14 protein-coding genes are annotated in these 13,449 nt (G+C 66.0%); 10 read left to right on the top strand and 4 right to left on the bottom strand.

What is annotated here, in order from left to right:
* The first annotated feature begins 153 nt into the window (after positions 1-153).
* Both ACG83_RS38170 and ACG83_RS38165 read left to right on the top strand, forming a co-directional pair.
* The gene (locus tag ACG83_RS38170; RefSeq protein ID WP_054571119.1) at positions 154-1,326 is read left to right on the top strand and encodes a cobalamin-independent methionine synthase II family protein; all 1,173 of its coding nucleotides are present in this window, start codon (positions 154-156) and stop codon (positions 1,324-1,326) included.
* Positions 1,323-2,378: an isopenicillin N synthase family oxygenase gene (locus tag ACG83_RS38165; RefSeq protein ID WP_054571143.1), complete on the top strand. Its 1,056-nt coding sequence runs from the start codon at positions 1,323-1,325 to the stop codon at positions 2,376-2,378. Before ACG83_RS38170 ends, ACG83_RS38165 begins: the two co-directional genes overlap by 4 nt.
* Before the next feature lie 131 nt (positions 2,379-2,509).
* Here ACG83_RS38165 and ACG83_RS38160 read toward each other — a convergent pair whose 3' ends face one another.
* The gene (locus ACG83_RS38160; RefSeq protein WP_054571118.1) at positions 2,510-3,715 is read right to left on the bottom strand and encodes an IS110 family transposase; all 1,206 of its coding nucleotides are present in this window, start codon (positions 3,713-3,715) and stop codon (positions 2,510-2,512) included.
* Positions 3,716-3,943: 228 nt separating this feature from the next.
* Between ACG83_RS38160 and ACG83_RS38155 the strand changes: the two genes are divergently transcribed.
* The 3 genes from ACG83_RS38155 to ACG83_RS38145 all read left to right on the top strand — a co-directional run bounded on the left by ACG83_RS38155 (position 3,944) and on the right by ACG83_RS38145 (position 6,078).
* The gene (locus ACG83_RS38155) at positions 3,944-4,609 is read left to right on the top strand and encodes a GPR1/FUN34/YaaH family transporter (RefSeq protein ID WP_054571117.1); all 666 of its coding nucleotides are present in this window, start codon (positions 3,944-3,946) and stop codon (positions 4,607-4,609) included.
* Between the two features lie 93 nt (positions 4,610-4,702).
* Positions 4,703-5,482 (top strand): phytanoyl-CoA dioxygenase family protein, encoded by a 780-nt coding sequence (locus tag ACG83_RS38150; protein WP_054571116.1) that lies wholly within the window; start codon positions 4,703-4,705, stop codon positions 5,480-5,482.
* Positions 5,479-6,078, top strand: coding sequence for a phosphonate degradation HD-domain oxygenase (locus tag ACG83_RS38145; RefSeq protein WP_054571115.1), 600 nt, complete (start codon positions 5,479-5,481; stop codon positions 6,076-6,078). Before ACG83_RS38150 ends, ACG83_RS38145 begins: the two co-directional genes overlap by 4 nt.
* A gap of 6 nt (positions 6,079-6,084) precedes the next feature.
* On the opposite strand, the gene ACG83_RS48240 is transcribed toward ACG83_RS38145, so the two are convergent.
* Positions 6,085-6,252 carry a hypothetical protein gene (locus ACG83_RS48240; RefSeq protein WP_369812949.1) on the bottom strand — a complete coding sequence of 56 codons (168 nt, stop codon included), beginning with the start codon at positions 6,250-6,252 and terminating at the stop codon, positions 6,085-6,087.
* Between ACG83_RS48240 and ACG83_RS48235 the strand changes: the two genes are divergently transcribed.
* The 5 genes from ACG83_RS48235 to ACG83_RS38120 all read left to right on the top strand — a co-directional run bounded on the left by ACG83_RS48235 (position 6,172) and on the right by ACG83_RS38120 (position 12,707).
* Positions 6,172-6,381, top strand: a complete 210-nt coding sequence (locus ACG83_RS48235) for a hypothetical protein (protein ID WP_054571114.1) — start codon at positions 6,172-6,174, stop codon at positions 6,379-6,381. The two genes, ACG83_RS48240 and ACG83_RS48235, sit on opposite strands and share 81 nt — an antisense overlap.
* Positions 6,382-7,970: 1,589 nt before the next feature.
* Positions 7,971-9,353 (top strand): group II intron reverse transcriptase/maturase, encoded by a 1,383-nt coding sequence (gene ltrA / locus ACG83_RS38135; RefSeq protein WP_235498449.1) that lies wholly within the window; start codon positions 7,971-7,973, stop codon positions 9,351-9,353.
* 10 nt (positions 9,354-9,363) lie between these two features.
* Entirely contained in the window at positions 9,364-10,995 is a 1,632-nt protein-coding gene (istA, locus tag ACG83_RS38130) for an IS21 family transposase (protein WP_054571113.1), read from the top strand.
* Positions 10,992-11,792 carry an IS21-like element helper ATPase IstB gene (gene istB, locus ACG83_RS38125; RefSeq protein ID WP_054571112.1) on the top strand — a complete coding sequence of 267 codons (801 nt, stop codon included), beginning with the start codon at positions 10,992-10,994 and terminating at the stop codon, positions 11,790-11,792. Before istA ends, istB begins: the two co-directional genes overlap by 4 nt.
* Positions 11,793-12,095: 303 nt before the next feature.
* Positions 12,096-12,707, top strand: a complete 612-nt coding sequence (locus ACG83_RS38120; protein WP_226931201.1) for a site-specific integrase — start codon at positions 12,096-12,098, stop codon at positions 12,705-12,707.
* A gap of 53 nt (positions 12,708-12,760) precedes the next feature.
* Here the strand turns inward: ACG83_RS38120 and ACG83_RS38115 are convergent, their stop codons facing one another.
* Positions 12,761-13,228 (bottom strand): type II toxin-antitoxin system VapC family toxin, encoded by a 468-nt coding sequence (locus ACG83_RS38115; protein ID WP_054571111.1) that lies wholly within the window; start codon positions 13,226-13,228, stop codon positions 12,761-12,763.
* Positions 13,218-13,430 (bottom strand): hypothetical protein, encoded by a 213-nt coding sequence (locus tag ACG83_RS38110; RefSeq protein ID WP_054571110.1) that lies wholly within the window; start codon positions 13,428-13,430, stop codon positions 13,218-13,220. The genes ACG83_RS38115 and ACG83_RS38110 overlap by 11 nt, the downstream gene beginning before the upstream one ends.
* Positions 13,431-13,449 lie beyond the last annotated feature (19 nt).

The following is a 13,449-nucleotide window of genomic DNA, read 5'->3' as shown; positions in this document are numbered from 1 at the left end:
CGGCCCCGACTACTACCAACGCCGCCAGGACCCCGAACGTCAAACCCGCAAGCTCGTCCACCAGCTCCAACAGCTCGGCCACCAGGTCACCCTGACAGCCTCACCCTGAGTCATTTTCGACTCAGTATTAGCCCACTTGATGGAGGAACTGTCATGAAACTCAGCAGCGAACGCATCCTGACCACGCACACCGGCAGCCTGCCCCGACCGGCCGGGTTGGCCGAGCTGATCCGGGCCCGGGAACAGGAGACCCTCTCAGTCGCGGACGCCGAGCACCTGCCCGACCGGATCGCGGACGCAGTTAGCGTGGTCGTCGACCATCAGGCCCGGGTCGGGCTGGATGTGATCAGCGACGGCGAGATGAGCAAGATCGGGTACGCCACCTACGTCAAGGAACGCCTCACCGGTTTCGACGTGGACGTTGCCGTGCCTGAGTGCGGCGGCCTGTCGATTGCCGATCTGGACGACTACCCTGGCATGGCCGAACGTTCCCTGGCCGGCTTGGAGACCGCGACACCCACCTGTACCGGCCCGATCAGCTACACCGGCAGCGCCTTGCTCGATACCGACCTGGCCAGCTTCGCAGCCGGCGTCGGTTCAATCTCAGCAGGATCGGGTCAGCCGGCCGAGCGGTTCATGAATGCCGCTTCACCTGGAGTGATCGCACTCTATCTTCCGAACCAGTTCTATGCCGGCCTGGATGAGTACCTGTTCGCGTTGGCCGAAGCGATGAGGGTCGAGTACGAGGCGATCACCGCAGCCGGGCTGGTCCTGCAGATCGACGCCCCGGATCTGGCGATGGGTCGGCACATCCAGTACACGCACCTGTCCGAGCAGGGATTCCTGGACCGGCTGCGCGTACACGTTGAGGCGGTCAACCACGCGCTCCGCAATATCGATCCGGCGAGGGTGCGGGTGCACCTGTGCTGGGGTAACTACCAGGGCCCGCACCACAAGGACGTCGGCCTGGACGTCATCCTGGACACGATCCTTCAGCTTAAGGCCGACGGACTGGTGTTCGAGGCCGCCAATCACCGCCACGCACATGAATGGCAGGTGCTGGCCGACGCGAAGATCCCCGAGCAGAAGGTCCTCATCCCGGGTGTCATCGACACCTCCAGCGTCTACATCGAACACCCCGAACTCATCGCCCAGCGCATCACCCGCTTCGCCGACATCGTCGGCCGCGAGCGCGTCATCCCCGGAACCGACTGCGGCTTCGCGTCCTTCGCTACCTTCCTCGCCGTCGACGAGAGCCTGGCCTGGGCGAAACTCGAATCCCTCACCGCCGGCGCTCGACTGGCCAGCGATCGGCTGTGGTCATGACCCGCACCACCCCGACCCACAGCACGACCGAGCGCTACGCGGCGCTGCCGGTGCTCGACCTGCGTGAGTTCGACCCTGGCGCTGATCCCGCGGTGCGCGGCCTGTTCCTTGAGCGGCTGCGCGAGACCTGCCATGACGTGGGTTTCCTCTACCTGGTGGGGCACGGCGTCGATGACACCCTGTTCCGGGAGGTCGAGGAGGTCACCCGAGCGTTCTTCGCTCTGCCCGAAGCTGATCGAATGTCGATCGCGATGACCCGGTCGCCACACTTCCGTGGCTACACCCCACTGGGTGGTGAACTCACGAACGGTCGGGCCGACCGGCGCGAGGAGATCGACCTCGGCCCGGAACGCCCCACCCCGGCACTGACGGTTGCCGATCCGCCATGGCGGCGGCTACTCGGTCCGAACCAGTGGCCAGTCGCAATACCGCAGTTCCGCGCCACGATGTTCACCTGGCACGAGCAGATGGACACCGTCGGGCACCGCCTGCTGCGTGCCCTCGCGACTAGCCTCGGTCAACCTGACGACCAGTTCGACAGCTGGGTCGACCCAGACCCTGAGGCCACCATCAAAGCCATCCACTATCCTCCATCCGGACCTGGCGGCGATCAGCAAGGCGTTGGCACCCACCGCGACTTCGGGCTGCTCACCTTCGTCCTGCAAGACGCCGTCGGTGGACTGCAGGTGGAGCGCGACGGGTGCTTCCTCGACGTCCCGCACCTGCCCGGCGCCCTGGTCGTCAATCTCGGCGAAATGCTGCAGCTCGCCACCCACGGCTACCTCAAGGCCACCGTCCACCGCGTCATCAGCCCGCCCGCTGGCATGCAGCGATTCTCGGTCATCTACTTCTTCAACCCGCGCCTGGACGCCACCCTCACTCCCATCGACCTGCCGGCCGAACTCGCTACCCAGGCAACGGGCGGACACAGTGCTGACCCGGACAACCCCATCCTCGCCACCTACGGCGAGAACATCCTCAAGGTGCGGCTGCGCGCCCACGCCGACGTCGCGCAACTCCACCACGCAGATTTGCTCGCCGCCGAGAACTGACCAGATCCACCGGCGCATCGCGACGCGCCTTCGGGCTCGCCCACGCGCCCCGTCGCCCATGCGCCTCACGGCCCCCACGGCCCCCACGGCGCCCAGTCATCCCCCGGACAGAAAGGAATTTGAACGCCATGTCAAGCCGCTGCGGTAGCGGGCTGTGGCACGGTCGGTGTGAACGTCCGGCCGTCGCGCAGCAGCGCCCACAGGACGTCGACCATGCGGCGAGCGAGAGCGAGCAGTGCTTGGATGTGGATCAGCCGCTCGTGGCGTTTGCGGTCGTAGAAGGTCCTCGACGGCCCTGGTACGCGGATGCTGGACAGGGCCGCCATGAAGAACACCCGCCGCAGCCTGCGGTTGTAACGCTTGGGGCGGCGCAGGTTCCCGGTGACGCGGCCGGAGTCACGGGCGACGGGCACGAGTCCCGCGTAGGAGGCCAGACCTCCGGCGGTCGTGAACCCGGCAAGGCTGCCACCGGTGACCACGACGAACTCCGCACCGAGGATCGGCCCGATCCCGGGCAGCGGCTCGATGATCTCCGCTTTGGGATGGATCCGGAACCGGCTGGTGATCAGCTTGTCGTTGTCCTTGATCTGCCGATCGAGATCCAGCAGGTAGGAAGCCAGCCGTGCGACGAGCACAGCGGTAGTGACCTCACCGGGAAGCCGCACCGTCTGCGCCTCGGCGGCCACTGCCGAGGCCGCCATGGCGAGGATGCCCTTGGGCCAGACGCCGTTCTCCCGCAGGAAAGCCGCGACGCCGCCCTCGCCTGCCGTGCGGATCGCCTGCGGGGTCTGGAAACCGGTGAGCAGGACCAACGCGGAACGGGTCGAGTAGTCGAAGGCGCGTTCCAGCGCAGGGAAGATGCCAGTCAGCAGGTCGCGGAGCCGGTTCACGCCGCGCGCCCAGTCCGCCATCAGATCCTCGCGGTGTGCGGTCAGACGGGGCAGCTCGACCACCAGATCGTCGGTGACGGTCACAGGGGTCAGATCAGCGCGCATCCGGGCGGTTTCGGCGATCACACGGGCGTCCTTGGCGTCGGACTTGCTCTCCCCGCGGAACACCCCGGCCATCCGGTTGACGACCCGGCCGGGCACGTAGACCACCTGCTGCCCACTCGCCACCAGCACCGCTGTCAGCAGCGCCGCGGCGCTGCCGGTCAGATCGATCGCCCAGCGCACCTCGCCGGCGACCTGCCCGGCGCGGGTGACGAGCTGCTCGATCACGGCCTGGTCGTTGGCCACCTTCCGCGAGAACACCACCTTGCCGGCCGCTTCCATCGCGCACGCGTGATGCGTCGCCTTGCCCACATCCACACCGACCCAGACCAGCGGCCGATCCACTACGCCCGTACTCCTGTTATCGCAGGTCAACCCCACGGACAGCCCCGCCAGCAGGTCCCTTAACAGCGACGGTCCGCATCAGATCTGAATCAGCGGCCAGGGCGTCCAGAGCGACGGGGCGGCCATTCCTTCCGAGCCGCCGTGCGGCAGACACGCCACAAGCCACACCCCATCACCCCGGGCATCCGGGGCACCACCCCGAACAACATCGACCTTAGGGACCTCGCCATGACCGTTGATGCCCCGCCCACATCGGTGGCAACGCATGTACCGCTACAGACCGAGGCCGAGGCCCCGCCCGACCCGCCGGTCACGAACCCGCTGCGAGGCAACCCCGGCATCGTCGGCATCCCGATTACCATCGCTGGCGCGCTCGGACTCGGCTTTGTCGACGCCGGCTACGTGCCCGCCGAGGCCGCCGCCGCCGGCATCCCGACCATCCTCGCCGCAACCTCGATCGGGCTGCTACTGGCTACCGTCTGGGCCGCCGTGCTCGGGCAAAACGCATCGGCCAGCCTGTTCGCCGTCTTCTTCGGCTTCTACGCCAGCTACGCCGCGCTCGCCCTCGGACTCACGCACAACTGGTACGGCATCCCCGATGACCAGATCGTGCACACGCAAGCCATCTGGCTGATCTGCTGGCTAGTCACCATTGCCATGCTCACTCTGGTCACCATACGGCTGCCTTGGAGCTTCACCCTACTCCTCGGCCTGGTCGACGTCGCCCTCCTCCTGCTGCTCGTCGGCACCCTGGATGCCAACACCACCCTTGTCCATCTCGGCGGGTACGTGGTCTTCGCCTTCGTCGCCGTCGCCGTCTACCTGTATGTCGATCTTATGTGGAGCGAGACCGGTGGTCGCGGACTTCCTCTCGGTAGACCTCTCGTATCCTGACTCAATCGCTGTAACAAAGTTGCATCGCGAAGTCTATTCATGATATATGAGTTTCATAAACGTTACGGTTTACCGGCCCTTTGGAGGATCACGTTGCTGGTCGACCCTCTTGACCTCGCGACTTGGCGGGGCAGCGGCGTTCTTCTCATGGGCGGCTTCCTCGGCCCGGAGCGCCTGCGGGAGGTCAGGCGCTGGGTCGATGAGATCGAGGCTTTGCCGGGCGGCGAGGATGGTCTGCTGCAGTATGACGAGACCACCGGGGACGGGTTCTCGGTGCGCTGCCGCACCGAGAACATCGTGCCCTGCCATGACGGTATGCGTGCCCTGCTCACCCGGGGCGCGCTGATCGACATTGCCAGCACGTTGCTCGGCGAGCCCGCCGTCCTCTACAAAGAAAAGATCAACTACAAGCAATCCGGCGGTGCCGGGTTCGCCCCGCACCAGGACGCGCCCGCCTACCCCTTTGTCCGGTGCACCATCACCTGCATGATCGCTATCGACGATTCCACCACCGACAACGGCTGTCTGGACATCGTCGAAGGCATGCACCACGACCCCCTGCCTACCGATGATGTCGGCTGCATCCCCGCTTATCTCGCCGAGATCCTCCCATGGAAATCCGTCCCAGTCCGCGCTGGGTCGCTGCTCTGGTTCAACTGGTACGTTCCTCACCGCTCCGGAGCCAACATCTCACCCCATCGTCGCCGGGCCATCTACCTCACCTACAACGCAGCCTCCGACGGTGACCATCGCCACCACTACTACCAGGAAAAGCGGCACCGCCTCGCCGCCGGCACCGACCGAATCAGCCTCATCGGCCACTTCACCGGCGACAGCCACGTCAGCACCCAGGACACCCAGGAATCTGTATGAATACCGACAGGCTCCTCCACGGCACCTTCACTGACGCGGACGAGTTCTGCGACGAACTGTTCGCCTACCTCACCGCCGTTGGCCAAAGTCAATACGACGAAACCGTCACCCAACTCGAACACGCCCGGCAAACCGCCGCTCTCGCCGAAGCCGACGGCTACGACCAGCCTGCACAGGTCGCCGCGCTGCTGCACGACATCGGCCATCTCCTCCTCGACGAACACGACGCGCACCGCGACTTCCTCGTCGAAGACCTCCATCACGAAATTGTCGGAGCACGTTACCTGACCCGATGGTTCGGCCCCGATCTCGGCGCTCCGGCGGCGCTGCACGTCAAAGCCAAGCGCTATCTCGTGGCCACCGACCCTGCCTACGCCAACAGCCTGTCCGAGGCCTCTACCCGAAGCCTACGCGTCCAAGGTGGCCCGATGACTGGTAAAGAAGTCGATGACTTCCTTCGCCTGCAACATGCCGACCTCGCCCTCGCGTTGCGTCGGTGGGATGACAACGCCAAGCGAGTCAACGTCGCAGTACCGGAACTTGGCCATTGGCGTCCGGCTGTCTGCCGGTGCGTAAGAGCCTGTTTGGAATCTTGATCTATTTCACGACCTCGACCGTGGTGGCGAGGACGTCTTTCGCCCACCCGACGAGGGTGCCGGAAAGCCCGCGTCGGTGAACAGGTGCCGGCAGTGGCGGTGATCGAAGTAGAGGTCGACCAGCAGCTGGCGGGCGCCGCGGCGGTCCTGGACGCTGGCCGGGACGACGAGCACGACCAGCAGGAGCCCGAGGGTGTCGGTGATGACGAACCGCTTACGGCAGTCTCACTGCCCCGCTGGTGCTTCCTGACGGGTCGTTTCAGGCCCGAAACCGGGGAACCCCACAAGGGTCGTTATGTTTAGCTGAGCATAAACCGCCTAATGAGCAGCGCTGGATTATGCGCAGTGCTGGCCTGTCGGGCCTGGTGAGGGCCCGACCGGGGCTTGAGTGCTGCGCATAACACGCCGACGATCACTGATCGGCGGTTCGGCATGGTGCCGGGCTGGTTTGATCGGATGAGGTGAGCCCCGTTTCCCGGACACCTGCGTAGTAGGAACCTTATCCGGCTTATGCGGCATCCGCAATGGTGAGAGGTCGTCGAACCTGCGACGAGGGTCGTCACCGGCCCAACGGTGCAGCTTGGCCTGGATCTCCAGTACCCGGCGTTCCGCCTCAAATAGAGCGGCCGCCGGTTCGTCGGTGTTCACCGACGACCTCCTGGCGTTCCAGCACGTCCACCGCCGACTTGCTGGCCCCCTTCGCCATGCGCGGGCCTCTCGCCCGCTCGGACTTCTACGGGGCCTCCGCCCCGTCCCGCGCCTTTGACAGACGACGTGTCTATCCCGCTACTCGGGGTGGCTCCCGGGAAAAGGGAACGACACGGGACAGTTCCCGTGTTCACTGAGAATCGATCGACCAGTCCGGCATCCAGCTTTGCCCCGGCAGCATCGCCACGGTTACGCCGCAGGCTTTCACCGTGGCCTCCCCACCGACACGCCAAGTCGGCTACGGAGTCGGCCCGCCCGCCAGGCGGACCGTGCACTGCATCCCGGCCTATCCACCAGATTTAAGCCGGTGCCACGCTTACGGAGCTTTACCACTGGTTCCTCTCGTACACCCTCTGGTCTCGCTCGCCGGACCCGGCCCGTCTGGCAGTCCCGAGCAGTCCCAGCTTTGTCAGCGCTGCTTCCCGCCCTCCCCGGCGTCTCCCGGGTCGGACTGCGCTCAGCTCCCACCGGACTGCTGCGACAGCCCAGCGAGGAGGTCTCGCACCTCCTTCGATCCTCAGCATCTCACGGCGCAAACAAGATCTGCGCCAGATCGTGTGAACATGAAAACGGAAGGTGAGCGTTATGTGATGGCGGCCTTACTTTCTGAAATGCTGTGCGGGAGATGGAGGGTGCGGCGCTCCTTCGTAGCGAGCACCGTGAGGCCCTTCGGAGTCGCCCTGCGGGGGGAGGCTCCAAACCACCCAGCGGTGCCTTAGCTGAAGACTGTGGTATTGAACGGTCTGGGAAAAGCCCGGGTGAACCCGGGCAGGTAGGGATCGGTAAGATGAGCGAAAGGGTGTAAGCCTACTGCCGTCTGAAGCGTCGCAACTGATTTAGATGACGTCGAAACCAGGGTCTGATCTGCATCCTGGGATGAGCTCGGGGGATACCCGTTTACTGCCCGGGTGGCGTCCGGCGTAGAGGTGGCATCAGACCGATCTGCTGCTCTCGTACGGAACATGTGAACGCGTGCGGCGAAAGTGACTACGGCCGGGTTGGTCGGAGGCGAGAAGGGACGCGCCAAGCGGCGGAATCCGCAAGGAGCAGGTACCGGTTGCGAAGCGCGCGGGCGGACCTTCCCGAGTAGCTATGAAAGCCGGATTTTCGCGGTCGGGTTGGAGCCAAGGGGAAGGGCTGCGTGGAACACAAGTGCGCGCAACCGTCTTAAGGGGAGGATGCGTGTGAGTGGACCAGCATCGCGGGGCAAGTCGTTCAAGGTCCCCAAACAGCTGGTGTGGGATGCCTGGCTGAAAGTGAAGGAAAACGGTGGGGCACCTGGGGTCGACGGTGTGACGGTTGAGCAGTTCGAGGCGAACGTGAAAGACCGCCTGTATGTGCTGTGGAACCGCATGTCGTCGGGGTCGTACTTCCCCGGGCCTGTCCGGGCGATGGAGATTCCAAAGAACGACGGGAAAGGAGGGGTAAGGGTCCTAGGTATTCCCAACGTGGCAGATCGCGTAGCGCAGACGGTGCTGAAGCTGGCCCTGGAGCCGACGGTCGAGCCGGTGTTCCACCGGAACTCGTTCGGATACAGACCAGGCCGCTCGCAGCGCCAAGCACTCGAGGTCTGCCGCAAGCGGTGCTGGTCGCATGACTGGGTCGTCGACCTGGACGTGCGGAAATTCTTCGACACAGTGCCATGGGAACAGTTGCTCAAGGCGGTGGCGTACCACACGGACCAGAAATGGGTCCTGATCTACGTGGAACGCTGCCTGAAAGCGCCGATGAAGCATGCCGACGGAACCCTGGAAGAAAGAACCATGGGCACGGTTCAGGGTGGTCCATTCTCCCCGCTAGCGGCCAACATCTATCTGCACTGGGGCCTTGACGCCTGGATGGCGCGCGAGTTCCCGGCCGTTCCTTTCGAGCGGTGGGCGGACGATGTTGTGTTTCACTGTGTAAGCCTGGAGCAGGCCAAGGAAGTACGGGACGCGGTGGCGGCAAGGCTGGTCGAAGTCGGGTTAGAAGCTCACCCCGACAAGACCCGGATCGTGTACTGCAAGGACAGCAACCGTGGCGGCGACCATGAAAACACGTCGTTCACGTTCCTGTCCTACACCTTCCGGCCACGAGTAGCGTGGAACAAGACCCAGAAGAAGCGCTTCACCAGCTTCATCCCGGGTGCCGCGCCGGATCGGGTGACTTCGTTCAGCCGCGAAATGCACGACCTGAGACTGCACAGGCGAACGAACCTGACACTGGATCAACTCGCCGCAAACATCAACCCGAGAGTGGCGGGCTGGATGGCGTATTTCACCATGTTCTATCCGAGCGTGGTGCTCCCCGTCGGCAGGCGCATTGACAGCCATCTCGTGCGCTGGGCCAGGAAGAAGTACAAACGACTGACAGGAAGTGGCTTCGGACATGGCATCGAGCGCCAGATGTACGCGGCATCGAGCACCATTCGATCTTACGGTGAAGATCGAATGTCGGTGAGTTCGAGCGCCACCCGCGGGCCGGGGTGCCGGTGGTGCTGGCGTGGCCCGGGCTGTGGCATCTGTGTGGTGCGCCCGGTCCCGACCGCGACGCGGCGGTGGGAGTATCGGCGGTACTACTCGCCGTAAAGAGGCTGCTATGGCGTCGCAGGCCGACCGGGTCGCGTTGTTCGCGGCGATTCGCCGTGATCTCCGTGATGGAATGTCGAGCCGGGCGATCGCGCAGAAGTATCGGGTGAGCCGGCACACGGTGGCCGCGGCCGCGGCGTCGGCGTGGCCGGAGCCACGGAAGAAACCACCGCCGCGTGGAAGCCGGCTGGACGAGTACGCGGCTGTGATCGATGAGATGTTGCGCGCGGATCTGGACGCACCCCGCAAGCAGCGGCACACGGCGACGCGTATCACGGATCGACTGGTGGCGGAGCATGGGGCGGTCGGAGTGACCTATCGGATGGTGCGGCTCTACGTCTCCGAGCGACGCCCACAGATCTGGGCGGAGGCAGGACGTGGACCGCAGCGTGGTTTCATCATCCAATCACACCAGCCCGGAATGGAAGCGGAGGTCGATTTCGGGGAGGTCGCGATCCGGCTCCGCGGAGAGCTGGTGAAGTGCGCGTTGTTCTCACTCCGGATGTCGTATTCAGGAAAATCGGTTCACCGGGTTTTCTCCTCGGCCGGGCAGGAAGCTTTCCTGGAAGGGCATGTCCACGCGTTCGACGTGCTCGGTGGAGTACCGCGAGGGAAGATCCGGTACGACAACCTCAAGGCGGCGGTCGCGACCGTGCTCGGCCCGGACCGGGGCCGGGTCGAGGCGGCGCGGTGGACCGCGTTCCGGTCGCACTACGGCGTCGAGGCGTTCTACTGCCGGCCCGGACTCGACGGGGCCCACGAGAAAGGCGGCGTCGAGGGCGACATCGGCTGGTTCCGCCGCAACCACCTGGTCCCGGTGCCCGAGGTCGATTCCCTCGCCGAACTGAACGGGATGATCGACCGCTGGGACACCGAGGACGACGGCCGGCGGATCGGAGCCAGAGCGCGCACCGTCGCTGACGACTTCGCCACCGAGGCGCCGCTGCTGGCCCCGCTACCCGACGAACGGTTCCCCACGGCGCTGGTCGCCACGGTCCGGGTCGACCGCTACGCCCAGGTCATGGTCCGCACGAACCGCTACTCGGTGCCCGCCCGGCTGATCGGCCGGCGGTTACGCGTCGAGGCCGGCGCCTCCGAGATCGTCATCTACGACGGCCGGGCCGAGGTCGCCCGCCACGAACGGCTGTCCGGCCGGATGTCGACACGGCTCGAACTCGACCACTACCTGGAGATCCTGCTCCGCAAACCCGGTGCTTTGCCCGGCGCGACGGTCCTCGAACAGGCCCGCGCCGCGGGGAAGTTCACCCCGGTCCACGACGCCTGGTGGGCCGCCGCCCGCAAGACCCACGGCGATGCCGAGGGCACCCGCGCGTTGATCGGGGTACTCCTGCTCGGCCGACACCTGCCCGCCGAGCACCTCGTCGCCGGCCTGGCCACCGCGCTACGCGCTGGCGCACTGACCGTCGACGCGGTCGCGCTGGAAGCACGCAAGGCCGCCGAAGCCGACCAGCATCCCCCAGCCGACGAACCCCCGACCGCCACCGGTCCGAAGGCCACCGTCAGTTCCCTGACCGTCCGCCGGCTCACCGCGCTGCCGTCGGACACCCGGCCCCTGCCCTCCGTCGCCGCCTACGACCAGCTGCTGCGCCATCCACGTCCCGGAGCAGGAGGAACCTCATGACCGCCACCCGCCCCCGTGGCATGACCGACCAGGCCGCCGAAGCCGCGATCGACCAGGCCTGCCGCCTGCTACGCCTACCCACGATCCGCCGCCAGTTCCCCGACCTCACCCAGGCCGCGACCCGCGAACAGATGACCTACCTGGGATTCCTCGCGGAACTCCTCCTCGCTGAATGCGACGACCGTGACCGGCGCCGCTCCGACCGGCAGATCAAAGCCGCCGGGTTCCCCCGCACGAAAGCACTGCGCGAGTTCGACTACACCGCCAACCCCCACGTCGATCCCGCCACCATCCACACCCTCGCCGCCTGCGACTGGGTCACCAAAGGCCAGCCCCTCTGCCTCATCGGAGATTCCGGAACCGGGAAATCCCATCTCCTCATCGCGCTCGGCACCGAAGCCGCGATGAAAGGCCACCGTGTCCGCTACACCCTCGCGACGAAACTCGTGAACGAACTCGTCGAGGCCGCCGACGAGAAACAACTCACCAAAACCATCGCCCGCTACGGCCGCGTCGATCTTCTCTGCATCGACGAACTCGGCTACATGGAACTCGACCGCCACGGCGCCGAACTCCTCTTCCAGGTCCTCACCGAACGCGAAGAGAAGAACAGCGTCGCGATCGCCTCCAACGAAAGCTTCGGCGGCTGGACAAAAACCTTCACCGACCCCCGCCTCTGCGCCGCGATCGTCGACCGGCTCACCTTCGGCGGCACCATCATCGAGACCGGCACCCAGTCCTACCGGCTCGCCCACACCCGCGCCCGCGCCACCCCCAACAGCCCACCCCAGAACTGACGCCCAGACCCCCCACCGTCGGTGGCGCTCACTCTCACCGACACGACCCACCAGCCCTCCACGACCGGCGCTCACTCCCACCGCCAAACGGTGCCCACTCCCAGCGTCACAGCCAGACAGGAAGCGAGCACAGGGCGCGGGCATGGCTCAGCGGCGTCCGGGAACGGGCCCCTGACCTGTTTGCGCACTGGGCGTTGCGGTACTGACCGTCCCGTGGGGCGGTGCGGACGCCGACGGCTACGGCCAACCTCCGTGGGATGAGCTACAACCCGTGGCGAGTCCGTGTTGTGCGGCAAGAGCCGGATGAGCCGAGAGGTTCACGTCCGGATCCGTGGGCGCCTGGGGGCGAAACTCCCCCGGGCGACCCGACCCACTTCCACCTTCATAGCCACCCGGCAGAAGAACGCCAGCCCCCACACCGTCGCCGCCTACCGTGACACCTGCCGGCTCCTACTCGCCTTCGCCCAGAGCACGACCGGCACACAGCACAGCCAGCTCAGCCTCGCTGACCCGAACGCCACGCTCATCGGCGAGTTCCTTCATCACCTTGAACAACAGCCTGGGAACGGAACCGCCACCCGCAACGCCCGCCTGGCCGCGATCCACTCCCTGTTCACCTACGCCGCCCCCAGAACTCCCGAGCACGCCGCCGTGATCAGCCAGGTTCTGGCGATCCCACCGCGGCGGCGCGAACGGGCGATCGTCAGCTACCTCACCACCGAGGAGATCGATGCGCTGGTCGCGGCACCCGACCGCAGCACCTGGCACGGCCGCCGCGACCTGTCCCTGCTTCTGCTCGACGTCCAGACCGGGCTGCGCGTCTCCGAGCTCACCGGCCTGACCAGGCACGACGACGTTGACGGTGGCCTTCAGATACTCGGTCTGGTGGCGATCCTCTCGGCCGGCCGCGGGTGAGCCCTTGCATCCGCCTTCGACCCAAGGGCTGTTTGCCGGTACCCCTGGCTGGATCAGGGCTTCTTATCGTGGGGCAAAGGCGGCCTGGTGACTGGGACCACGCGCAGGAGCCTTTCCAAACCGGCGTAGTCGTCGGGGTTGGTGGTAAACAGCGGAAGACCCTCCGCGATCGCCGTGGCGGCAATCATCAGGTCCGCGATCCGGCGCCGCGGCTTGCGACCCGCAGCGACGACAGCCGCGGACGCCCGGCCGTAGACCCGCGCGGTCTCGGCGTCGAACGGGATCGGGTCGAACTCGTTCTCAACGCGCTGGAGGATGTCCATCCGCCGGGCGCGTTCCTCATGCTCGTCGTACAGGTCCTGCTCGTCGTTGCGGCGGACCTGGTGCGGCCCGGCGGACAGCTCCGCGAGCGTCACCACGCTGATCGCCATCTCGTCTGGAAGCTCAGCAACGCTGACCCAGCCGCGCAGTATAAGGATGTTGGTGTCCAACAGGCCCTGCCGGACGGGCTCAGTGGTCATAGGCGCTCGTCGCCTCGTGGTCAGCCGCCGCCTCCTGGTCGGAGCGGAACGCATCAGGATCAACCGCAGGGGCGTTGCGCGACATCGCGGCGAACTCCTGCCGAGAGATGAACCGGCGTCGACGCCGGATCGGGACGAGCTGCCCGATCTGATGGCCATCCCGCGTGACCGTGAATGTCTGCCCATGCTCGACAGCGTCCATGATCTCCCGCGACCTTGAC

Source organism: Frankia sp. R43, from assembly GCF_001306465.1.
Classification (GTDB): Bacteria; Actinomycetota; Actinomycetes; order Frankiales; family Frankiaceae; genus Parafrankia; species Parafrankia irregularis.
The sequence above is the reverse complement of the archived record's forward strand: the minus strand, read 5'-3'. Positions and strand labels throughout refer to the sequence as shown.

Bases quoted from the DNA above. Each gene is read 5' to 3' on its own strand.
- istA (WP_054571113.1), top strand. From the start codon at position 9,364: ATGGCGTCGCAGGCCGACCGGGTCGCGTTGTTCGCGGCGATTCGCCGT.
- ACG83_RS38170 (WP_054571119.1), top strand. From the start codon at position 154: ATGAAACTCAGCAGCGAACGCATCCTGACCACGCACACCGGCAGCCTG.
- ACG83_RS38155 (WP_054571117.1), top strand. From the start codon at position 3,944: ATGACCGTTGATGCCCCGCCCACATCGGTGGCAACGCATGTACCGCTA.
- ACG83_RS38120 (WP_226931201.1), top strand. From the start codon at position 12,096: ATGAGCCGAGAGGTTCACGTCCGGATCCGTGGGCGCCTGGGGGCGAAA.
- ACG83_RS38145 (WP_054571115.1), top strand. From the start codon at position 5,479: ATGAATACCGACAGGCTCCTCCACGGCACCTTCACTGACGCGGACGAG.
- ACG83_RS38115 (WP_054571111.1), bottom strand. From the start codon at position 13,228: ATGACCACTGAGCCCGTCCGGCAGGGCCTGTTGGACACCAACATCCTT.
- istB (WP_054571112.1), top strand. From the start codon at position 10,992: ATGACCGCCACCCGCCCCCGTGGCATGACCGACCAGGCCGCCGAAGCC.
- ACG83_RS38110 (WP_054571110.1), bottom strand. From the start codon at position 13,430: ATGGACGCTGTCGAGCATGGGCAGACATTCACGGTCACGCGGGATGGC.
- ACG83_RS38165 (WP_054571143.1), top strand. From the start codon at position 1,323: ATGACCCGCACCACCCCGACCCACAGCACGACCGAGCGCTACGCGGCG.